Annotated in this window: 23 protein-coding genes; 10 read left to right on the top strand and 13 right to left on the bottom strand. The window is 52.3% G+C overall.

The window, feature by feature from the left end; genetic code table 11:
- Positions 1-18 precede the first annotated feature (18 nt).
- The 5 genes from dacA (at position 19) to lipA (ending at position 4,735) form a co-directional block, all read left to right on the top strand.
- Complete coding sequence (gene dacA / locus GE278_06250; protein ID QLK60393.1) at positions 19-1,227, top strand: D-alanyl-D-alanine carboxypeptidase DacA; 1,209 nt, start codon at positions 19-21, stop codon at positions 1,225-1,227.
- 125 nt (positions 1,228-1,352) lie between these two features.
- Positions 1,353-1,616: a DUF493 family protein gene (locus GE278_06245; GenBank protein QLK60392.1), complete on the top strand. Its 264-nt coding sequence runs from the start codon at positions 1,353-1,355 to the stop codon at positions 1,614-1,616.
- Positions 1,617-1,688: 72 nt separating this feature from the next.
- Complete coding sequence (gene lipB / locus GE278_06240) at positions 1,689-2,372, top strand: lipoyl(octanoyl) transferase LipB (GenBank protein QLK60391.1); 684 nt, start codon at positions 1,689-1,691, stop codon at positions 2,370-2,372.
- Between the two features lie 166 nt (positions 2,373-2,538).
- Positions 2,539-3,534 (top strand): DNA-binding transcriptional regulator, encoded by a 996-nt coding sequence (locus GE278_06235; GenBank protein QLK60390.1) that lies wholly within the window; start codon positions 2,539-2,541, stop codon positions 3,532-3,534.
- Positions 3,535-3,769: 235 nt separating this feature from the next.
- On the top strand, positions 3,770-4,735 hold the full coding sequence (gene lipA, locus GE278_06230; protein QLK60389.1) for a lipoyl synthase: 966 nt from the start codon (positions 3,770-3,772) through the stop codon (positions 4,733-4,735).
- A gap of 132 nt (positions 4,736-4,867) precedes the next feature.
- On the opposite strand, the gene tatE is transcribed toward lipA, so the two are convergent.
- From tatE to GE278_06200, 6 genes are all read right to left on the bottom strand, one after another.
- Complete coding sequence (gene tatE, locus GE278_06225; protein QLK60388.1) at positions 4,868-5,071, bottom strand: twin-arginine translocase subunit TatE; 204 nt, start codon at positions 5,069-5,071, stop codon at positions 4,868-4,870.
- 239 nt (positions 5,072-5,310) lie between these two features.
- Positions 5,311-6,108, bottom strand: a complete 798-nt coding sequence (locus GE278_06220) for an ATP-binding cassette domain-containing protein (protein ID QLK60387.1) — start codon at positions 6,106-6,108, stop codon at positions 5,311-5,313.
- Positions 6,105-7,088 carry an ABC transporter permease subunit gene (locus tag GE278_06215; GenBank protein QLK60386.1) on the bottom strand — a complete coding sequence of 328 codons (984 nt, stop codon included), beginning with the start codon at positions 7,086-7,088 and terminating at the stop codon, positions 6,105-6,107. Before GE278_06215 ends, GE278_06220 begins: the two co-directional genes overlap by 4 nt.
- A complete protein-coding gene (locus tag GE278_06210; protein ID QLK60385.1) occupies positions 7,085-7,993 on the bottom strand; it encodes a transporter substrate-binding domain-containing protein in 909 nt (302 codons plus the stop codon). Before GE278_06210 ends, GE278_06215 begins: the two co-directional genes overlap by 4 nt.
- Before the next feature lie 194 nt (positions 7,994-8,187).
- On the bottom strand, positions 8,188-8,988 hold the full coding sequence (locus GE278_06205; GenBank protein ID QLK63219.1) for a deaminated glutathione amidase: 801 nt from the start codon (positions 8,986-8,988) through the stop codon (positions 8,188-8,190).
- Positions 8,989-9,005: 17 nt separating this feature from the next.
- Complete coding sequence (locus GE278_06200; protein QLK60384.1) at positions 9,006-9,965, bottom strand: nitrate ABC transporter substrate-binding protein; 960 nt, start codon at positions 9,963-9,965, stop codon at positions 9,006-9,008.
- A 219-nt stretch (positions 9,966-10,184) separates the two neighbouring features.
- On the opposite strand from GE278_06200, the gene GE278_06195 reads away from it, so the two are divergent.
- The 4 genes from GE278_06195 to GE278_06180 all read left to right on the top strand — a co-directional run bounded on the left by GE278_06195 (position 10,185) and on the right by GE278_06180 (position 14,464).
- The gene (locus GE278_06195; GenBank protein QLK60383.1) at positions 10,185-11,528 is read left to right on the top strand and encodes an aminotransferase class I/II-fold pyridoxal phosphate-dependent enzyme; all 1,344 of its coding nucleotides are present in this window, start codon (positions 10,185-10,187) and stop codon (positions 11,526-11,528) included.
- A gap of 272 nt (positions 11,529-11,800) precedes the next feature.
- A complete protein-coding gene (gene crcB, locus GE278_06190) occupies positions 11,801-12,184 on the top strand; it encodes a fluoride efflux transporter CrcB (GenBank protein ID QLK60382.1) in 384 nt (127 codons plus the stop codon).
- A gap of 426 nt (positions 12,185-12,610) precedes the next feature.
- Positions 12,611-13,267 carry a TetR family transcriptional regulator gene (locus tag GE278_06185; GenBank protein ID QLK60381.1) on the top strand — a complete coding sequence of 219 codons (657 nt, stop codon included), beginning with the start codon at positions 12,611-12,613 and terminating at the stop codon, positions 13,265-13,267.
- 9 nt (positions 13,268-13,276) lie between these two features.
- On the top strand, positions 13,277-14,464 hold the full coding sequence (locus GE278_06180; protein ID QLK60380.1) for a Bcr/CflA family efflux MFS transporter: 1,188 nt from the start codon (positions 13,277-13,279) through the stop codon (positions 14,462-14,464).
- Positions 14,465-14,528: 64 nt separating this feature from the next.
- On the opposite strand, the gene cspE is transcribed toward GE278_06180, so the two are convergent.
- The 5 genes from cspE to GE278_06155 form a co-directional block, all read right to left on the bottom strand.
- Complete coding sequence (gene cspE, locus GE278_06175) at positions 14,529-14,738, bottom strand: transcription antiterminator/RNA stability regulator CspE (GenBank protein QLK60379.1); 210 nt, start codon at positions 14,736-14,738, stop codon at positions 14,529-14,531.
- A 176-nt stretch (positions 14,739-14,914) separates the two neighbouring features.
- Entirely contained in the window at positions 14,915-15,652 is a 738-nt protein-coding gene (locus GE278_06170) for a DUF2076 family protein (GenBank protein QLK60378.1), read from the bottom strand.
- A gap of 205 nt (positions 15,653-15,857) precedes the next feature.
- Complete coding sequence (locus tag GE278_06165; GenBank protein QLK60377.1) at positions 15,858-16,988, bottom strand: ABC transporter substrate-binding protein; 1,131 nt, start codon at positions 16,986-16,988, stop codon at positions 15,858-15,860.
- Between the two features lie 199 nt (positions 16,989-17,187).
- On the bottom strand, positions 17,188-19,278 hold the full coding sequence (locus GE278_06160) for a prolyl oligopeptidase family serine peptidase (GenBank protein ID QLK60376.1): 2,091 nt from the start codon (positions 19,276-19,278) through the stop codon (positions 17,188-17,190).
- Positions 19,279-19,314: 36 nt separating this feature from the next.
- On the bottom strand, positions 19,315-20,346 hold the full coding sequence (locus GE278_06155; GenBank protein QLK60375.1) for a phosphatase: 1,032 nt from the start codon (positions 20,344-20,346) through the stop codon (positions 19,315-19,317).
- A 339-nt stretch (positions 20,347-20,685) separates the two neighbouring features.
- On the opposite strand from GE278_06155, the gene GE278_06150 reads away from it, so the two are divergent.
- A complete protein-coding gene (locus GE278_06150) occupies positions 20,686-20,931 on the top strand; it encodes a hypothetical protein (GenBank protein ID QLK60374.1) in 246 nt (81 codons plus the stop codon).
- A 64-nt stretch (positions 20,932-20,995) separates the two neighbouring features.
- Here the strand turns inward: GE278_06150 and GE278_06145 are convergent, their stop codons facing one another.
- On the bottom strand, positions 20,996-21,511 hold the full coding sequence (locus tag GE278_06145; GenBank protein ID QLK60373.1) for a cupin domain-containing protein: 516 nt from the start codon (positions 21,509-21,511) through the stop codon (positions 20,996-20,998).
- Between the two features lie 23 nt (positions 21,512-21,534).
- Positions 21,535-21,882, bottom strand: a complete 348-nt coding sequence (locus GE278_06140) for a hypothetical protein (GenBank protein QLK63218.1) — start codon at positions 21,880-21,882, stop codon at positions 21,535-21,537.
- Positions 21,883-21,900 lie beyond the last annotated feature (18 nt).

Genomic DNA, 21,900 nt, shown 5'->3' with positions numbered 1-21,900 from the left:
GATGTTGTTGTCCCGATCATGAAACTTGTAAACACTTCACGTTTAGTCAAAAGCCTCGCATTTGGCACCGTTATCTCCTTCAGTGCAGCGTCCGCTTATGCCGACGATGTTAATTTAAAAACAATGATCCCTGGTGTTCCGCAAATTGATGCTGAAGCCTATGTCCTGATCGACTACAACTCCGGCAAAGTTCTGGCAGAAATGAATGCCGATGCCCGCCGTGACCCGGCCAGCCTGACAAAAATGATGACCAGTTACGTTATTGGTCAGTCCATCAAAGCAGGTAAAATCAGCCCGACAGACATCGTCACCGTCGGTCAGGATGCATGGGCAACCGGCAATCCGGTGTTCAAAGGTTCTTCCCTGATGTTCCTGAAACCTGGCGATCGCGTGCCGGTGTCAGAACTCAACCGTGGCATTATTTTACAATCAGGTAACGATGCCTGCGTCGCGATGGCTGACCATGTCGCCGGAAGTCAGGACGCTTTCGTGGCCATGATGAACAACTACGTAAATGCACTTGGCCTGAAAAATACCCATTTCGGTACCGTTCATGGTCTGGATGCGGAAGGTCAGTACAGCTCTGCGCGTGATATGGCGTTGATCGGCCAGGCGCTGATCCGTGATGTCCCGGAAGAGTACGCCACCTATAAAGAGAAAGAGTTCACCTTCAACAATATCCGTCAGATGAACCGTAACGGTTTGCTGTGGGATCAAAGCCTGAGCGTGGATGGCATCAAAACCGGTCATACTGAATCCGCCGGTTACAATCTGGTGGCTTCTGCGACCGAAGGCCAGATGCGTCTGATCTCTGCCGTGATGGGCGGTCATACCTACAAAGGCCGTGAAGTTGAAAGCAAAAAGCTGCTGACCTGGGGCTTCCGCTTCTTCGAAACCGTGTCCCCGCTGAAAGCAGGCAAAGAGTTTGCGTCTGAGCCAGTGTGGTTTGGTGATACCGATCGCGTCGCACTGGGCGTGGAAAAAGATGCGTATCTGACCATCCCGCGTGGCCGTATGAAAGATTTGAAAGCCAGCTATGTGCTCAATACACCAGAACTGCACGCACCGTTGCAGAAAAATCAGGTGGTCGGTTCCATCAACTTCCAGCTGGATGGCAAAACGATTGATGAGCGTCCGCTGGTGGTGATGAACGAAGTGAAAGAAGGCGGTTTCTTCGGTCGCATCGTGGATTACATCAAACTGATGTTCCATCACTGGTTTGGTTAAGTTGCCCGCTTGAAATAGTTTGCAACAGTCCCCATATAATGGGTATAGATATTAGCTCCCGCTCCGGCGGGAGTTATACTTTCAGAGACAATACTTAATACGCGGTACAACACGCTGGAGTGCACATGAAAACCAAACTGAACGAACTGCTCGAATTCCCTTGTTCCTTTACCTACAAAGTAATGGGCCTGGCACAACCCGAGCTGGTGGACCAGGTTGTGGAAGTCGTGCAACGCCATGCGCCTGGCGACTATAATCCTCAGGTAAAACCGAGCAGCAAAGGGAATTTCCACTCCGTTTCTATTACGATCACTGCCACGCACATCGATCAGGTTGAAACCTTGTACGATGAGCTCGGCAATATCGAAATTGTCCGCATGGTGCTGTAAGCCCTTTCTGATTGACCCGCGCGGGAGCAAACCTGCCGCGCGGTTTATTCCCTTCTACTGACGGTAACCGCCGTGCAATCACAAAATCCGCAAGAACGTATCGTACTGCGCCAGCTTGGTCTTCAGCCTTATGAACCCGTTTCGCTGGCCATGCATCATTTCACTGAACACCGTACAGCAGATGCGCTGGATGAAATCTGGCTGGTTGAGCATCATCGCGTCTTTACGCAGGGTCAGGCAGGCAAAGCAGAACACGTGCTAATGCCGGGCGATATTCCTGTTATCCAGAGTGACCGCGGCGGTCAGGTGACGTATCACGGTCCTGGTCAGCAGGTGATGTATGTGATGGTTGATTTGAAACGCAAAAAACTCGGCGTGCGTCAGTTGGTGACCGCAATCGAGCAAACTGTGGTCGATACGCTGGCTCATTTCTCGATCGACGCTTATCCTCGCGCCGATGCGCCGGGGGTGTACGTCGATGGCAAAAAAATCTGCTCACTCGGTCTGCGCATCCGTAAAGGCTGCTCGTTACACGGACTTGCGCTGAATATTGATATGGATCTTGAGCCCTTCCACCGCATCAATCCCTGCGGCTATGCCGGTCTGGAAATGACCCAGGCCAGCCTTGAAAAACCTGGGCTGAGTATCGATCAGGTCATGCCGGTACTGGTAAAAGCGTTCAATCATCATCTTAATTATCAGCAAGTTGATTATTTGCCCTGGCAGATCGAAAAATATGGCGCTGCAACGCTCTGATTTGTGAGATGTCTCTGGAAACGTCATGATAAATCACAGGGTTACGCCGCAATTTGGTTTACTATTATCACGCTAAGTCTCTCTTTGCATTGCATCGCTTAAGGATAAGGGCACTCCCCGGCCAGCCGCTCGTCGGGACAGTCTTTTACACTGTCAGGAAGGTTATATGGATGATAAAGATATTAGTGCCAGCCTGAATAAGCTCCGTAATCTGGATCTCAACCTGCTGACCGTTTTTGAAGCGGTGTATCTGCATAAAGGCATTGTTCATGCTGCCAAAGCGCTGAACCTGACGCCGTCGTCGGTCAGCCAGTCCATTCAGAAATTGCGTAATACGTTTCCCGATCCGTTGTTTATCCGCAACGGTCAGGGCATCAGCCCGACGGCTTACGCGACTAACCTGCATAAGCACATCAGTCTGGGTCTCAGCTCCATTCTGACCGGGCTGGACTTCACGCACGATAATGATAAATCCCGCGTGCTGACCGTCAGTTGCTTTCCTTATATTGCACTGATTACCTTTCCGCTAATCCTCAAAGAACTTGAGAAAATTAACTGCAACTACACGCTCAAACATTTGCCATTGCATGATCCGGAAGATACGCTTATTCAGCATCGTGCCGATTTAGTGATCGACATCAGCCCGTTATTTAATAAGTCACTGAAAGCCATCACATTGATGTCAGACAGCACCGTGTTTGTTTGCAGGAAAAATCATCCGATTCTCAACAAAACCCTGAGCGCCGAACAGGCCGTGACGCTGCCGCAAACCACCATTATGACCAACGCCAGCGATCTGAAACGGATGCAATTTGAACTCAGCGAATCCCTGCCCGACCGGCCGATTGTGTTCACCAGTTACAACGCGATCAATATTCTATCAATGGTCGCCAGCACTGACTTACTGGGCATCCTGCCGGAAAAACTGGTGGATATGTTTGCCAATACATTCGAAGTGCAGAAACTCACCTGCGAAATACCGACGCTGTCTTACACCGTGATGATGTATTACAACAAAGCGACCAACAGCGATAAAACGCTGAGCAAGATCATTGACGCCATTGGTGATGCTTTCACTCAGCAAGAAAAATCCCTACCGGCGCAAAAAAATTCACACCCTATTAACACCAAGCAACCGCCCTCGGCCATTTGGATAAAGTAATAATAAAATCAGTGTATTGAATTCAAAAAACGCCCTTATTAGCGCACAAATGATGTGACCCAAGTTAAAAAAATGCAGCATTTAGCACTTCAGGCCATGACGAAGGGCTGAACGTAACGATGCTTCAATGATATAATTTCCGCATTATTTCTACTTTTTTTGATGAATCAGCCAGTTCATTGAATGTCCTGAAAAATCTCGAGTTAAGAGAGACAAACCTGGAAGCTGCAAGACTATGAGTAAACCGATTCAGATGGAACGCGGCGTTAAATACCGCGATGCAGATAAGATGGCGTTAATCCCGGTGAAAACCGTGGTCAGCGACCGGCAGGAAATGTTACGTAAGCCGGCATGGATGAAAATCAAATTGCCTGCCGACTCAACTAAAATTCAGGGCATCAAAGCGGCGCTGCGCAAGAACGGTTTGCACTCCGTGTGTGAGGAAGCTGCCTGCCCGAATCTTTCCGAATGTTTTAACCACGGCACCGCCACCTTCATGATCCTCGGTGCGATTTGTACCCGCCGTTGCCCGTTCTGCGACGTCGCGCATGGCCGCCCGACCGCGCCCGATGTGAATGAGCCAGAAAAACTGGCACAGACCATTGCGGATATGGGCCTGCGTTATGTGGTGATCACCTCGGTTGACCGTGATGATCTGCGCGACGGCGGTGCTCAGCACTTTGCCGACTGTATAGCCGCTATCCGTGCCAAAAACCCGACGATTAAAATCGAAACGCTGGTGCCGGATTTCCGTGGTCGTATGGATCGTGCTTTGGATATTCTCAACGAGACGCCGCCGGATGTGTTCAACCACAACCTGGAAAACGTACCGCGCGTTTACCGTCAGGTTCGCCCTGGTGCAAACTACGAGTGGTCACTGACCCTGCTGCAACGCTTTAAAGAAGCGCATCCGGAAGTGCCTACCAAATCAGGCCTGATGGTCGGCTTAGGTGAGACTAACGAAGAGATCATCGAAGTGATGCGTGACCTGCGCCGCCACGGTGTGACCATGCTGACGCTCGGCCAGTATCTACAGCCCAGCCGTCACCATTTGCCGGTACAGCGATACGTCAGCCCGGAAGAGTTTGACCAGATGAAAGAAGCTGCGATGGAAATGGGCTTCACCCATGCAGCCTGCGGTCCGTTCGTGCGTTCTTCTTATCACGCGGATCTGCAAGCCAAAGGGATGGAAGTAAAATAATCTGCGGCGCTGAAATGCGTTCAGCGCTTAAATATTTTGTTACTTCTTAATCCCGGAATGCAAAAAAGGTTGTTCGCAAGAACAACCTTTTTTATTTTCTGCAGTAACGCCAGCGAGCCGGGTACGGACTTATCAGTCTTTATGCTCTACGCGTTTTTCTTCTGCTGCCGTTTTTTCAGCAGGCGTTGCCGGAGCCGGATCATCATTCATGGCTTTCTTGAAGCCACGCAGCGCGGCACCCAGGTCACCGCCCAGCGATCGCAGTTTGCTGGTACCGAACAACAGAACGATCAGCACGCCGACCACCAACAATTTAGTAATACTTAGACCTTCCATACATACCTTCTTTACACTGAGTGCCGGAAAACAGCGGTAACAACTTATCATTATTAACGGCCATTCGCGACGCTAATACAACCCGAAAATGTAACAGAACGGATCCAAACTTGTGCGCATTATGACCAGCGACGGCCATTATGAGCATGAACCGCCAGCCTATAAAGCGATTCTGCTCTTTGCTGCCCTAAATACGCCGCAAGTTTGATTTAACCCACGTTTCGCTGCGCCGATGCCGGTCAGATAAAGCGGCTTAAGAAGGCCTGCGTACGAGGATGCTGCGGATTAACTAAGACCTCATCCGCCGCACCCTGCTCGACTACATACCCGCGATCCATAAACACTACGCGGTCCGCCGCTTCCTTCGCGAAGCCGATTTCATGAGTGACAACAATCATTGTCAGCCCCTGTTGCGCCAGATCCCGCATTGTCGCCAACACTTCACCAACCAGTTCCGGATCAAGCGCTGATGTCGGCTCATCGAACAGCATCAGTTTGGGTTTGACCGCCAGCGCGCGGGCAATCGCCACTCGTTGTTGCTGTCCGCCGGAAAGATGGCGCGGATAGGCATCGGCTTTATCGCTCAGCCCGACTTTTTCCAGCAACTCGCGGGCATATTTTTCCGCTTCCTGGCGGGATTCTTTATGCACGCCGACCGGTGCTTCAATAATGTTTTGCAGCACGGTCATGTGCGGATACAGATTGAATTGCTGGAACACCATGCCGATATCACGGCGCTGACGCGCAATCGCCCGCTCGGACAATTTATGCAACCTGTCACCGCGCAGTTCATAACCAATCTGCTCGCCACCCACCATGATCGAACCGCGGTCGATGTCTTCCAGATGATTAATGCAACGAAGAAACGTCGATTTACCTGAGCCCGAAGGCCCGAGGATCACCACAACTTCGCTCGGTTTTACATCCAGATCGATACCCTTGAGCACTTCGTTGTCGCCGTAACTTTTATGCACATTACGGGCGACCACCAGTGACGCCGTGTCGGATGACTTTACGTCGGATGGCGTATGACTCATAAGTCCTCCTTGCGGGCCATGCCCGGTGAATTCATGATCGGCGCGGCTTTTTCTTCCGCAGCGTTCTGACGGCGCTTCACGCTGGGTAGCGTGCGGCGCGTCCCACGGGAATAGTAACGCTCGATGGCGGACTGTCCCAGATTCAGCAGCGAAGTGATAAACAGATACCAGATAACGGCGACCATTAGCATCGGCACGACTTCAAAGGTACGGTTGTAAATAGTTTGCACCGAATACAGCAGGTCGCCCATCGCGATGACGCTGACCAGCGACGTCGCTTTGATCATGCTGATCAGTTGGTTACCCGTTGGCGGAATGATAGACCGCATCGCCTGCGGAATAATAATCCGGCGCAGGGCGCGCCCGCGGCTCATACCGAATGCCTGGGCGGTTTCGGCCTGACCGTTATCCACCGAGAGCAAACCGGCGCGAATGATTTCCGCCATGTATGCGGCCTCATTCAGCGCCAGCCCCGCAATTGCGGCGGTCAGCGGCGTGATCAGGTCATTGGTGTTCCAGCTCATGTATTCCGGGCCAAATGGAACGCCTAACACCACGCGCGGGAACAACGTTGACATGTTGTACCAAAACAGCAGCTGTACCAGCAGCGGCGTCCCACGAAAGAACCAGATGTACAAGCCCGCCAACTGCCGTAGCAACAGGCTGTCAGACAAACGGGCAATGGCCAGCATCAGACCAATGAACACACCGAGCAACATGGAAACGACCGTCAGGCCGAGCGTCACGCCCAGTCCCTTGACCACCGAACCTTCCAGAAACCACTGTGCAACAACGTGCCATTCAAAGTTCTTGTTCTGCGATACGCCCCAGAGCACATCTGCGGCGATCAGCAGTACCACAATCCATGCAACCCAGCGGCCAAAGCTGCGGGGTGCATGGGAGAACTCAACGTTACGGCGCGGATCCTGCGTATAGTCGTCCTTGACTGCCGGCTTTGAACTATACGTTTTGTCGGTCATTTAGGTTGCGCCTTTGCCAGGTTGATGCCCGGTGCCTGGATCATATTGCCTTCCAGCCCCCATTTTTTCATGATGATGGCGTAGGTGCCGTTATCGAACAGCTTCTGATAACCGGCCAGAATCGCATCGCGTACCGCAGAATCTTTCGGGACCACGGTCCCCTGATAAATATCACCGAAACCGTTAGATTTCCCGGTACCGGTCAGTTCCAGCTGGCCGTTGGCTTTTTCAACAAAGTATGTCAGCGGAGCCTGAGAAGAGAAGAAGGCGTCAGAGCGGTTAGAACGTACCGCCAGAATGGAGGTGGGCTGGTCGCTGAACGACTGCACGGTCACGGCCGGTTTGCCGTCTTTCACACACACTTCTGACTGCTTGCGGATCACCTGTTCAGCCGAACCGCCCGCCATTACCGCAATACGCTTACCGCAGGTGTCATCAAGCGCATTAATCTTTTCCGGATTGCCTTTACGCACGCCGAACACCACAAACTCTTTCACGAAATCGACGAAATCATTCTTCGCCTGTCGATCGGGATAATCGCCAATCGGGCCGATACCCATCTGGTAACGCCCCGCGGCCATGCCGCTCAAAATGCCGGACAAACCGGTGACCGAAGCGTGTTCAATTTTCACACCCAGGACTTCTCCCAGCGCATGGGACAGATCGGCACTGGCGCCGTCAAGACCGTTGCTACCGGTCACGATTTCGTAAGGAGGGAAAGAACCGTTGTTCACAGAGGTCATCACACCCGACTTCTGAATGTCCGCAGGTAATTTGGCGTGGATCGCCGGATCCATCGTCTGAGTCGGAATCGCAACACTTTCAGCAGCAAAGGTATTCAGGGAAGACACGGAAAGTAATGCAGCAGTCAGAACCGCGGCCTGACGTAATTGTTTTGCCATCATCTCTTAATCCTCTGTGTAAAAAATCAGTCTGTGAGTTTATGAATGTTGTGTATTTATAGTTAATGCCTTCCATGGCGGACTTCTTTGGATAATGCTTTCTATTTATAGGTCTTTCTTTACAACGAGTTCCCTGGTGAGGCGCTCGCGTTACTGCTCTTAAGCGCTGAATTTCAGCCGTTGAGGACCGGCGAAAATCAGGCTTTGTTGTTATTCAGCTGCGGCAACCCAAAACGGCGGTTCGCCAGCACCGGCAACACTTTACGGGCATGTGCCAGACGATCTTTGTCCAGCTCGGCAAACACTAAGGCTGGCACTTCGGCGGCGCGGGCAATGGCCACGCCCAGCGGATCAACCACCATACTGTTCCCGATATTGCGCTCGCCACATTCGCCCACTGCCACCATATAGGTGGTATTTTCCAGTGCGCGGGCGGTAACCAGCACTTCCCAATGCATTTCTTTCAGCGGCCCTTTCACCCAGGCGGCAGGCAGTACCAGCACGTCTGCACCATCGAGTACCAGACGGCGCGCCAGTTCAGGGAAACGCACGTCATAACAGGTCATCAGGCCGACGTTAAAACCGGCAACGTTGACCAGCGGCGGCACGTCATCGCCGGCGGTGACGTTTTTCGATTCCTGCGAAGAGAACGCATCATACAAATGCAGCTTGCGGTATTCGGAAATGATTTCGCCATTACGAATAGAAATCAGCACGTTATACGCGCGACCCTCCGGTGCAGGTGTATGCACGCTCATCATGGTGGTCATCTGATTGCCACGGCTGGCAGCCAGCAGCTGGCTGACGAACGGACCGTCCAGCGGCTGTGCGGCTTTTAGCACTAAATCGGGGTCGGTGATATCACGGGCTAAAATACCTTCCGGCAGCACCAGCAAATCGGTTCCGGCTTCCAGCGATTTCGTCATCAGCGACAGGCAGGTTTCGACATTGGCTTCCCATTCGCGGGAAACGGCAAACTGACCTAATGCAACTTTCATCATTACTTCTCCGGCCATTAACGGGTGGCAAACTGCGGGAACAAATCTGCCGGCGTCAGACGCTGAGCAGTCAGCCCCTGTGCGTGTAATTCATGAGCAAAATCGTCGATCATTTTTTCATTGGCGGCGAAACCGTTTGCATTCCAGTTCGCCGGTAAATCCACCACCGTGCGACGTAAATCATCCAGCAGCCACGGCGTGGTATCAGCGTATTTCGCGCGCTTATCCATCCAGATTTCATATGAACGATCGATAATGTCGCTCAATGCCTGCGGCAACCAGGGATGCGCTTCAGCCAGCGCCGGTTTGATGGCCAGCAAATGAATGCCAGGGATGTAACCAACGCGGTTGAAATAAGCCAGCTCGGCGGCACGAAAATCCGGCTGAAACTGACGGAAACCCGAATCTGGTTTGAAAAAACCGTCGGGCATAAACGGCGTGAAGACAGCGTCCAGCCAGCCTTCTTGCAACAATTCCATCATAGGACGTTCACCCGGCACCGCTTCGATGCGTCCTTCGCGACCGAAACCAGCCAGACGGTCAACAATCGGATGCGCTTCGGTCAGGCGACCAACGTACCAGTTAGCATCTTCAATCCCCACGCCTTCCAGCGCCAGCAGTGTGCGGGTCCAGGTGTTGCCTGAATCTTGCCAGCCGGTCAGGCCGATGCGTTTGCCCGCCAGTTGCGACAGCTCGGTCAGCGGGCTGTTTTCACGGGTAATGATGCAACGCTGACGAAAACCACGCATCAGGAAATGCGGGATAGCCAGCAGATCAGATTCGCCGCGAGCGCGCCCCTGAGCGTAACGGCTGAAAGAAACTTCGCCTGCATCGTATTTCTCGCTGGTCGCCAGGTTATCAACCAGCGTACCCACACGATCAATCTCGAGGTTAAACCCTTCCGGTTTAAGATCGCCCAACGCCAGCGGCGTAAAATAATCCCAGTCACGTACTGCCAGCCTGATAGTAATCGTCACATCTATCCCCTTAAGTGTCAGCATTTGAAATGCAGAAAGATAACTGTGCGCTCATCAGTTGTTCACAAACCGCTCCATAAACGCACCAAATTCTTTTACGAAGGAGATCATGTTCATTGCAACGTGATTATTTTATCGCCTCCGCTGGCTAAGTTTGATACTAATGGCATAAATTAATATGTACAATAGAATCTTTGTTACTGAACAAAAGGCAAAAAGATGGCTGAAAATCCCCCTGAAAAAACGCTGGATGCACAGTGGTTAGCAACACAATTGCAGGATCGTTCGATGCGCAGTATTGCAATTGAAACCGCTGCACTGATCCGCTCGGGTGTTATCGAGATAGGTACGCACCTGCCCGCCGTTCGCGAACTGGCGCAGGCGTTAGGGGTGAGTCCGGCGACGGTATCCGCCGCGTGGGGGCAGCTGCGCCGCCAGAAAGTCATCGCAGGACGCGGCAGAAATGGCGTCTGGGTTTGTGGTGATATGCTGTCACCGCGGCCTGCCCGTTTTGAGAAAATCGGTAATTTCGGTGAGCACATCATCGCCGATCTGGCGCTCTCCTCGCCCGATCCGAGCTTACTGCCGCAATTACATCAAGCCATGCAGCACGGTATCAGCGCCGACAATCTCAACAGCTATCAGCGTGAAGCCATCGCGCCCGCTTTGCTTGAAGCCGTTAAACCTGACTGGCCGTATGAAGCACCGGCGTTTATGGCCGCCGACGGCGGCTTCGACGCCATGAATCTCACGCTGCAAACCTTGCTGATGCAGGGTTCCGTGGTGGCGATTGAAGACCCGACCGCGACGCGCCTGCTCGATATGCTGGACAATCTCGGTGCGCAGGTTGTGCCGGTGAAATGTGATGAATTCGGCCCGCTCCCGGAATCGCTGAGTATGGCGCTGAACAAAAATCCTTCGGCGTTTATCTACCAGCCACGTACCCATTCCCACTGCGGTCATGCCTTGAATCACGCGCGTTTTGCGGCGCTGGCGGAAATTCTCGGCGAGAGCAACACGCTGATTATTGAAGACGACGGCATCGGGCAGTTATCCGCCTATCCACCGGTCAGCATGGGCAGCGTCTTGCCGGATCGCACCGTGCATGTGCGGTCTTATTCCAAAGCCTACGGCCCGGATTTACGGCTGGCCGTGCTGTCCGGTTCTGAGGATTTGGTGAAGCAAATCAAATCATTCCGTAATTTCGGCGCAGGATGGTCTAGCCGTATTCTGCAACAGGCGCTGGCGTGGCTGATTAATGATGTGGAAACGCAGGCGGGTATTAAACACGCTAAAGCAGTGTACGCAGAGCGGCGCAAAGCAATGTCCGATGCCCTGCGCATTCGTGGTGTAAATATCCCGGAACGCGACGGGCTGGCAATATGGATCCCGGTGCCATCCGAACAATTTGCACTGGTGACGCTGGCCGCTCGCGGTATCGCCGTGCTGCCGGGTGAGCGTTGCCGCATCGGACCTGGACAGTTTATCCGCATAAGTACCAGTCAGATCAAAGCCGATAAAGTCGATCTGATTGCCGATGCCATAGTGCTGGCGATGGGCTGACGTTTCGCGCTAAAATCAGCGTCTGCTGTATGGAGATGACATTCCTCCCAAACCGCCTTTACCGGCTGATGATGTCTACGCAATCTCGCGAGAGGTTCGTAGCGTCGTGCCCGGACCTTTCTGAATTCAACATATTTGAAACCCTAAATAATTCGAGTTACAGGAAGGCGACAAACTTATGAATCCCCCGAGCTTAGATAACTAAGGGAGCGGGATGAGCGAGCGCAGTCAACGCATCTGCAGCTTGAAGTATGACGGGTTTAAGGGTTTTTATGCTTAGCACCTTACTTGCAGTCTTTATTGGCGGTGGCATTGGCAGTGTTGTCCGTTGGTATGTCAGCCTGAAAATGAACGGCATGAGTCCTGTACTCCCGCTCGGCACACTGACAGTAAATCTGGTGGGCGCGTTTATTATCGGTCTTGGCATTGCTATTTTTACCCGGATGACGCATCTCGATCCGGTTTGGAAAATACTGATTACCACCGGTTTCTGCGGTGGCCTGACGACCTTTTCTACCTTCTCGCTTGAGGTCGTTTATATGTTGCAGGATGGTCGTTTCGGCGCGGCGGTGCTCAACATGGCACTTAATCTGGCGGGTTCCCTTGCCATGACCTTACTGGCGTTCGGGCTGGTCAGCTGGTACACCGCGCACTGATCCTCTCCGGCGGCGGAGCTTTTTCTACATAAAAGCCCGCCGTAGTTTCAAATCGTGACGCAGATTCACATCCACTCCTCTTTGTCTTAATGTTTCCTTCATGTTTGTCGCAGATAATAGCCAACATTAAATTAGCTTAGTTAATTGCACACATTGAGGTATGCCATGTTTTCTGCTCCAAAAACGTCATCTGAATATCTGGTTGTGGCCCTTTGTGTCCTGACCCTTGCTGCTTTTTTGCAGGCATATTTCGCTTAATCCTGCTTGCTCAACGCGTTAATCACCCCACTTCTTAAAAACGACGCTTTCTTCTGGAACGCGCCGTTTTTGCTACATTTATAATACAAATATTGTCCTGCTGCGCCTTATTACCTATAATTGAGAACGATCGTTCACAATCAATGACGGCGATTCGCCAGGACTTCCATGCTTGCCTCCCAACAATGCAGTAAAGAAGATCGTATCAACGCCCGCCGCGATCAGATCATCGCCGCCGCCCGCCTGTGCTTTCGCAAGCACGGATTTCACGGTGCCGGCATGGCTGAGATAGCCAAAACGTCGCAGCTCAGCGTGGGGCAAATTTACCGCTATTTCGCTAACAAAAACGCCATCATTGAAGAGATCGTGCGTCGTATGGTGATGAAAAAAATTCAGCTGATCACCGGTAATGCCCATAATTTACAGCAGATCGCACATAATCTGGCGCACCGGCGCATTGGCAATCTCAGTTCACCGTTTAAGGAAGATTTCTGTTCGGAACAAAAAGAGCAGGCCGAAATTGACCACGCACTGATGCTGGAAGTGGCGGCCGAAGCCACCCGTAATCCGGCGGTGGAAAAGATCTGGCGGGATTCAGAAAAGCAGCTGTTTAACGAAGCCAAATCATTCCTGAGTAAAAGTTTCCCGCAGTTTTCAGATGTGGAAATGACGGCTAAAGTCGAAAGTCTTGCCGTCATCTGCGAAGGCACGGCCTTTCGTCGTCTGACTACCGTTCACGCCGATGCGGAGATTCTGGAAGCGTTATACCATCGCTACTTTCAGGATCTCTTCAACACCGATTTCACCCCCAGCAACGCGGAATAATTCTTCACCATGAGCGCTCACCTGCAAGAAAAACGCCTCGGCTATGCCCTGGTTCTCGGCTCACTCGCCGCTCTCGGTCCGTTATGTACCGATCTGTATTTACCGGCGCTGCCAGAACTGGCCGGTGAACTCAATACCTCCACCGCCAGCGCGCAGCTGAGTCTCACCGCCGGGTTACTGGGTCTGGGCTTCGGCCAGCTGATTTTTGGTCCGCTGAGCGATCGTTATGGCCGCATTCGTCCGTTGTTATGGTCGCTGGCTTTGCTGCTGGCAGCCTCCGTGTGGTGCGCCGTAGCACCGGATATCCATCAGCTGATTGTTGCGCGTTTACTTCAGGGGATCGCCGGCGCAGGTGGCGCGGTACTTTCGCGCGCGGTCGCCAGAGATTTATACAACGGCCATGAGCTGACACGCTTCTTCGCCTTGCTGATGCTGGTCAACGGGCTGGCGCCGATCATTGCGCCCGTGCTGGGTGGCGCGATGCTGAGCTGGATGAACTGGCGGGGAATTTTCGGCGTGCTGGCGGTCATCTCAATCATGCTGTTTGCCTCCGCCGCGCTGAAGTTGCACGAGACACTGCCATCGGAGCGCCGCTCGCAGGGCGGGATTTTCAGCATGTTCGGCTCGGTCTTTTCATTACTAAAACACCGTCCGTTTATGGGGCTTTGCCTGACACAGGGCTTCGTGATGGCGGGAATGTTCGCCTATATCGGCGCATCGCCATTCGTCTTACAACAGATTTATCACCTTAGCCCGCAGATGTTCAGCCTGTGCTTTGCAATCAATGGCATCGGTCTGGTCATTTCTGCGCAGGTATCTACCCGATTTAGCCGTCGCTATGGCGAAATGGCGCTGGTGAAAACCGGTCTGTGCATCGCGGCTGTGGCGTCCCTGGCGCTGGTGATCGCCGCCAGTCTTGGTGCGCCACTGATTATGCTGCTGGTGCCGTTGTTCTTCTCAGTGATGGTGATCGGGATTGTCAGCCCGAATGCCGGGTCGCTGGCGATGCAAAGTCAGGGGAAAAATGCAGGCAGCGCGTCGGCGCTGTTGGGCGTGTGTATGTTTGCGCTCGGCGCGCTTGCCGTGCCGGTGACAGGTTTCGGCAGTATGCCTGCGCTTTCAATGGCGCTGACCATGCTCGGCTGCTACGCGATTGCGATTCTGTTGTTCGTCACGCTGGTACGCAAACCGGCTTAACGTTTCATAATCAGCAGGCAAAAAAAAACCCGCTTCGGCGGGTTTTTTAAGAATTCGGCTAAAGTCAGATAGCGATAACGTTAGCAGCCGACGGGCCTTTGGCACCATTGGTGATTTCGAACTCTACGCGTTGGCCTTCAGCGAGGGTCTTGAAGCCCTGGCTGGAAATAGCAGAGAAATGAACGAAAACATCTTTGCTGCCATCTTCAGGGGTAATGAAACCAAAACCTTTAGATTCATTGAACCACTTAACGCTACCTTTAATCTTAGACATCAAACTTACCTTTACGTGAATGTTGGACACAAAATGTGTGTCATTCACAGTACAGCAACAGATCTTCATTTTGTCCAGAATTCTGATAGCAATAAGCGATAAAGCTCTCATTCCTGACTTTTCGTTGCCGCTTTCTTCTGCAAAATCAGCCCTTCACGCCCTGATATCGCGCCCCATCAGAAAAACGAATCATCGTCATTGTTGAAGTCATCAGAGTCAAAATTATCTGAACCAAAGCCCAGATCCGAATTGTCATCGCGCAGCGACGCATCCTCCCAGGAAGGCTGATTACTGTCGAAGCCCTGATTGTTGTTATCCAGAAAGCTACTGTCGGCGGGATTGAGATCCTGCACCGGCGGCTCTTCGATAATATTGACGATTTCCTGAGGCTGGCTGTGATGGAACATGCCGGTCAGCATATCCGCCAGGACCACGCCACCGGCGACGCCCGCCGCAGTGCGCAACGCGCTCCCTAAAAATCCCGGAGCCTGTGGCGCAGCTTGTGTCGGAGCCTGCTGCGGTTGTCCGGCGTATTGTGACTGCTGCGGCTGAGCGCCCCAACCTTGCGTGCCGGGGATCGGCTGGCTGCCCTGCGATGCAGAACGCTGCGGCTCAGGTTGAGCAGCCCCGCCGCCAAATAAGCCGGCCAGAAAACCGCTGCTTTGCGGCTTCGCACTTTGCTGTTGCAGCTGGTCGATTTGCTGCTGTAAGGCCTGAACCTGACCATTCAGTTTGGTCAGCGCGGCTTCCTGAATAATCATCGCCTGCGCCATATAATAAGGTGCCGACGGCTGCTGACGGATATGGGCCTGAATCACACGTTCAGCGTCCGCATCGCGCGGTGCCGTATTGGACTCAGCCTGTTGCAAGCGACTAAAAAGCCCGTCAATTAAACGCTGTTCTTCAGTTTGCATAAAATCACCTTGTTGATGTCGTACACTTCGCTGACGATCGCCATGGCGATCTATAGCGGGATTCTATGAATCACACTAATACAATTGGATTAAGGTATGAATTAACGGAGTGTCAACGAATGTGACGAATGTAAATGGCGTTAATGCCAGGCACTGCGGGCAGATAAAACCCGCCTGCAAGGAAGCAGACGGGATAGCGCTGAATTTATTTCTTCGCTGACCAGCCAAGGATGAAGTCCTGATCTGGCAGATTGGTGTAGTTACGCACGATATCGTGGTATGTCTTCGCCGGATCCAGCGTTTTAAACGCTTGCGGATAGATAAATTTCGCCAGATATTCCATTCCGACGATGTTGTAAGGATGGTTGTAGAACTGGTGGTAAAGTGCGTAAACGTTACCGTTCATGACGGCCGGGATCTGCGCCACGCCAGTGCGGGTAGTCAGCACCTTCGCGGCTTTATCCAGACTCGCCTGATCTGCACCGTAACCGAACGGCAGAATGTGAGTGACTGAACCGCCCTTCGGACGCGCAGAACCGGTCATGATGTACACGTCCGGCTTCATGCTGATCACCTGCTCCAGCGAAACGGTGCCCGATGCACCTGGCAACAGTTGGGAGCCGATGTTGTTGGCATCTACCGCCTGAATCAACCGACCCCAGCCTGCGTTACCGTGCGTGAAGCAGCAGGAATCATCGCGACCGGCAATAGGTTCGATGAACACATTTGGCCTGGTTTTAATCGCTGATACGGCTTTCTGAATGTTCTGGAAATGCTCATTATAGAACTTCGTATAGGCGCGAGCGTTGTCTTCCTGATTCATGACTTTGCCCAGCAGGTCGATGCTTGGCGCGGTGTTTTTGGCCGGATCCAGTTCGTAATCTAAAAACACCACCGGAATATGCAGCGCGGCCAGTTTATCCAGCACGCCTGCCTGCGCGAGGGAATCCCTGGCCCGTAGCTGCGCAACCATCAGGTCCGGCTTCTTAGCGATCACAGTTTCGAGATCAACCTGCCCTTTATCGCTGAATCCCATATCGAGGATGTTGGCAGATTCCGGCCATTTGCTTTTCAGCATATCCCAGGTACCGCTATCGGTTTTTTTCAGCAGGTTATTCCACGCAACCACGTGCTCAAACGGATTGGCTTTATCCAGCACCGCCAGCGCCAGTAAATCGCGGCCATCCTGCAAAATCACGCGCTGTGGCGCTTTATCGATAGTGACTTTCTGTCCGGAAATGTCGGTCACCGTCAGCGGATACGTGGTGGCAAAAACTGAGAAGGAAGCGACCATCAAACCGGCAACAGACAGCACGCGAGCGGTGTTTTTGTACATGCAAAGCCCCGAAAATGAGAATGAATAAAAAATGATTTTGATAATTGTTATCAAATAAGCAGGAATAATAAACAAGGAACGATTGATGAGGCAACGCTTTTACGGGGAATAACGCGGATAAAACATGTCGAAATATTAACGGGATACCAAAATGGCATCCCGTTTGAGTTAAGTGAGATAATGAAAAAAACGACGAGTTTTACGATTCTCGCCCGATAAACTTCAGCAGGAACTCACTGACCATCGCACGTTTAAAGGCGGACTGCGCCTTATCTGCCGCTGCACTGTGGCCGCCTTCAGTATTTTCATAGAAATACACATCCGGAATACCCAGCGCCTGCATTTTGGCGGCCATTTTACGCGCATGGTCTGGCCCGACGCGGTCATCGCTGGTCGCCGTGGAGAACAGTACCGGCGGGTATTTTTTCGTCGGATCGATGTTGTGATACGGCGAGAATTCGCGGATAAATGCCCACTCTTGCGGGATCTGCGGATCACCGTATTCGGCAATCCACGAGGCACCGGCGGAGATTTGCGTGTAGCGCTGCATGTCCAGTAATGCCACTTCGCAGACGATCGCGCCGAACAGTTCAGGGTAACGCGTCAGCATATTGCCGACCAGCAGACCGCCGTTGCTGCCGCCCTGCGCCGCCAGATGGGCCGGTGAAGTAATGTTGCTGGCAATCAGCGCTTTGGCGATTGAAGCGAAATCTTCATACGCGCGCAGACGTTTTCCCTTCAGCGCCGCCTTATGCCATTCCGGCCCGTACTCACCCCCGCCGCGAATATTGGCCACCACAAAGACGCCGCCGCAATCCAGCCATGTCACGCCGCTCACGCCGAGATAATACGGATCCAGCGACACTTCAAAACCGCCGTAGCCGTACAACAGGGTTGGGTTTTTACCGTCGCAGACCACATCTTTGCGGCACACAACGAAATACGGTACACGAGTGCCATCATCGGATTGCGCAAAATGCTGACTGACCTGATAACGGGATGCATCGAAATGCGACGGATCCTGTTTGAGCAATTCCGCTTCTTTGTCCGCGCCGTTATCAAGATTGCCCAGCGACAAACTTGCCGGTTGCAGGAAGCCGCTGACGCTCATGAAATATTCATTTGAGTCGTCCGAGACGCCCCAGGCGTTTATTTTGCTCAGTTCCGGCACATGCCCGAATGGCTCACGCTGCCATCCACCCTCTTTTGGCGTCAGCACTTCGAGGCGGTTCACCACGTCACGCGTAATACTCAAAATGATGTGATCGCAGGTGCAGGAATAACCGTTGAGCTGATCACGCGTGGCGGTAACTCCGCTCAGTGCGCTGTGATCGCCCGGCACAAAAAGCGGCACCAGCGTGCGATCACCGGCCATAAAGGCGTCAAAATTCATGGTCAGCAGCGAGCCTGACGGCCAGATTTGGCCGTTGACCTGCCATTCGCTGGAAGGCTGGATTAGGATCCATTCACGCCACGAACTGAATTTGGCGTCATCAGGCACATCGATTTTGATCAGTTCCTTTTGTGCGTTAAGCAGGAACACTTCGCGGTGATAAAAATCGATCACCCGCACGACATAATCGTGCTCAAAGCCGGTGAAGCTGTCGTGATAACCCACGGCCATCATGTCTTTTTTACCGGCGCTGTAGACCGTCGTGGCTTCGCTGAGCGGTGTACCGCGCGACCAGATTTTCACAATACGTGGATAACCGGAATCGGTCAGCGAGTCTTCGCCAAAATCGGTGGCGACGAACAGATGGTCGTGATCGATCCAACCGGTGCGGCTTTTCGCAACCGGCAGGAAGAAGCCGTCGGTGACAAATTCCAGCGTCTGCAAATCAAATTCTCGCACTTCTGAGGCGTCCCCGCCGTCCGGAGACAGGAAAACCAGCGCCCGTTTGTATTCAGGTTTCAGCGGATAGATGCCGTGATACACCCAGTCCTTCCCTTCGGCTTTTCCCAGCGCATCAATGTCCAGCACCGTTTCCCACTGCGGTTCAGATTTACGGTATTCGTCCAGCGTGGTGCGGCGCAGCAGGCCGCGCGGATTTTTCGCATCCTGCCAGAAGTTGTACCACTTCTCGCCAAACCGCCCGATGCCAGGGATTTGTTCCGGCGAGTTCAGCCCTTTGAGCACTTTCTCGCGAAGCGGGTCAAACTCCTTGCTCTGGGTAAAAGCGGCCAGTGTGATCTGATTTTGCTCATGCGCCCAGGCCAGCGCCTTTTCGTTGCGGATCCCTTCCAGCCAGATGAAGTCATCCTGCTGCGAATTTGTTGAGTCAGTTGTCATGCGGTTCTGCTCCTTCAGTTATGCGTTAAACGGGCGTTATTGCACCAGAATGCCCTGAATCAGGCTGGCTTTCACCACGGTCACCTGCGGAATGTTCAGCGCCTGCATAAACCCTTCCACCAGCAACAAATTGCTGACGTCGGTCGCCCGATATTCACCGGCCAGTTCGCTGTCGCCTTTCCACACCTGATTTTTCGATACGCGCTGCACATCTTCTAGGGTGTAGGTATTGTTTGAGCCAGGAGTCTTGTTGGTGGAACGCAGTTGGTCTTTGACCGAATAGCCATGGACACCGCCGATGCCGATCACCCGACGGGTTTTAGCATCCTGTTTGATCTGCGGGCTGACGTGCGTCCGTGCGTAAAAATTCACATAACGCAGCACGGTATTACGCAGCGAACCAATCGGGTTCGGCGAGGCCGCTTTGTCGAGTTCCTGATTTTTCAGCACGCTGATGATGAATTCTTTCAGCGTCACCGAGGCCAGACGTCCCTGATAAATGTCGGTTACCGTCTTGCCGTTTTGATCGCGAAAAGCAGTCATCTGCATTGATCCGCCGCCGATGTCCCACACCAGTAAATCTTCATTTTTGACGTTGTTGTCATGCAGCGCGGCTTTCGCCGAGATAAACCCCAGCTCAGCTTCCTGTTCCTGGGTGATGATGCGCAGCTGGATCTGTGCCAGCTGGTTAAACTGGTCGATCACCTGCTGGCCGTTCGACGCCGAGCGGAACACCGCAGTCGCCACGCCGGTAATACGCTGGGGATGGAACGTACGCGCCTTATCGACCATCTGTTTGAGCGCGGTAATACCCTGCTGCTGCATCACGGCACTTAACCGATTATTGCCAGATTTTCCTAAATCATCGTTAAAGCCCAGCGCGCGCTGATCTTCGTACAGTACTTTACCCAACTGGTGGCGGCAAATATCTACCTGCGCAACCTGAATTTTAGTGGTGCCGGATCCCATATCGATGCCTGCGCGGGTTTCGATACAATGATTCGCCCACGCCGAAAACGTGCTTAATACTAAGGCAATACCCAGAAGATTTTTACGTGTGTGATTCATCTCATCCTGCCCTGAAAAATATAACAAAAATCATAAAGCATTCAGAAATACCCGTTTTATCCCGATGAGTTCAAGCTTTTTTCCTTGCTGTTTACGCAACGCTTTCTGTAAAGGGGCAAATTCACGGTCATAAAAAGGCAAAATCACTTCACTTTGTCCTAAATAATTCATTCTGCGATCCCGCGATGATTTGGCTATCCCTTTTTGTGAGTCAGCTCATGCATTGAACTTATTGGAACGCCTATAAAGAAATCATTACCTTGTGATGACAAAAAATGACGTGGTTGTGAGGTAAAAATGAGGCACGAAAAACAGGTAGTTTCATAAAGGAGTGAAGGTATGGAATGGAAAATAATAGATATCCTGAATATCCCGCACACAGGACTCAAATACATCTGCATTCAGGCGTTTAAAAACCTGAAGCTGATTTTATCGGTAGACGACAACTTCTCGCTGAAGGCCGGTGATACGCTGGAAATCACCCCGGAGGGTTACTCACTGAATCGCCATGAAGCGCAGACGCTGAAGATTCACCGCATGATGCCCTATTGTCAGCAGCGCTGGCAGTCGCTTTCAATCCAATGAAGACTTTGTCGAAATGATGATCTTTGAAAAATCCGCGGTAGAAGCCCTGTAAAAAAGCCGGTTATTACACCGGCTTTTTATTGCCCCTTTTTTGATCCGAAAGCCCGTCATGCTCACCAAATTCCTGCGACGGCACATCCTGCCAGCGGTCTTTGCGAGTGGCTTCATATTCCTGATTCTTCGGATAGTAAATACGGTTCTCCGCCTTGTTCGCCTCACCAATCGTCAGCAAATGCACTTCTTCATCGGTGTTGTTGATGAAGGTATGGCAAATTCCGGTTCCCTGCGGAAAAGCCACCGAATCGCCCGGTTTCAGCGGGTGCAAATTGCCGTTAATCCACGCATCCGGGTGGCCCTGAAGTACATATACAAACTCATCTTCTGCACTTTCCGCATGTGGATAGCTTGTACGGCGCCCCGGCAACAGGCGCTCGTGGTGAATACCAATACGCGTCAGCCCGAGTGATTTCCCAAGCGGCGCGCCTATCGACATCAGCTCGTCATCGCCGGGATAGCTGCCGTCGTCCGGGCCTTCGAGCTCAGTCCAGTGACGGATAAAATCAGGTCTTTCCTTGCTCATAGCGCCTCAAAATATCGGTAAGTTTAATAATGCGTCGGTAATCCCGGCTGGGCGGAATAGCTGTTTTGCGCCAGCGTTTTCGGCAAACAGGCGAATCTTATATGTACCTTTTCGCCATCATTACTTTCTCCAAGCGTCTGGAATCTGCCGCTACAAAAATCGAAAATCTTTTTGTAAGTATCCGCCCGACGTTGACGTTCCAGAATTGAAAACACGGAAGACGTATAACTCGCCTGTCCCTGGGCAAAAGATTCATCAAATTTTGCCGGGCGGTAGGTTTGCTCCCCTACCGGTTCATCGATACTTGAGCATCCTGCCAGAAAACCGGCGGCCGTAACCGCTGCAACCATCACTATTTTCATATTTTTCATCATTATTCATCCCGAAAA

This window comes from Enterobacteriaceae bacterium Kacie_13 (assembly GCA_013457415.1).
In the GTDB taxonomy this organism is placed as follows: Bacteria; Pseudomonadota; Gammaproteobacteria; order Enterobacterales; family Enterobacteriaceae; genus Rahnella.
Note: the sequence above shows the minus strand (reverse complement) of the source record. Positions and strands in the feature narration are given on the sequence as shown.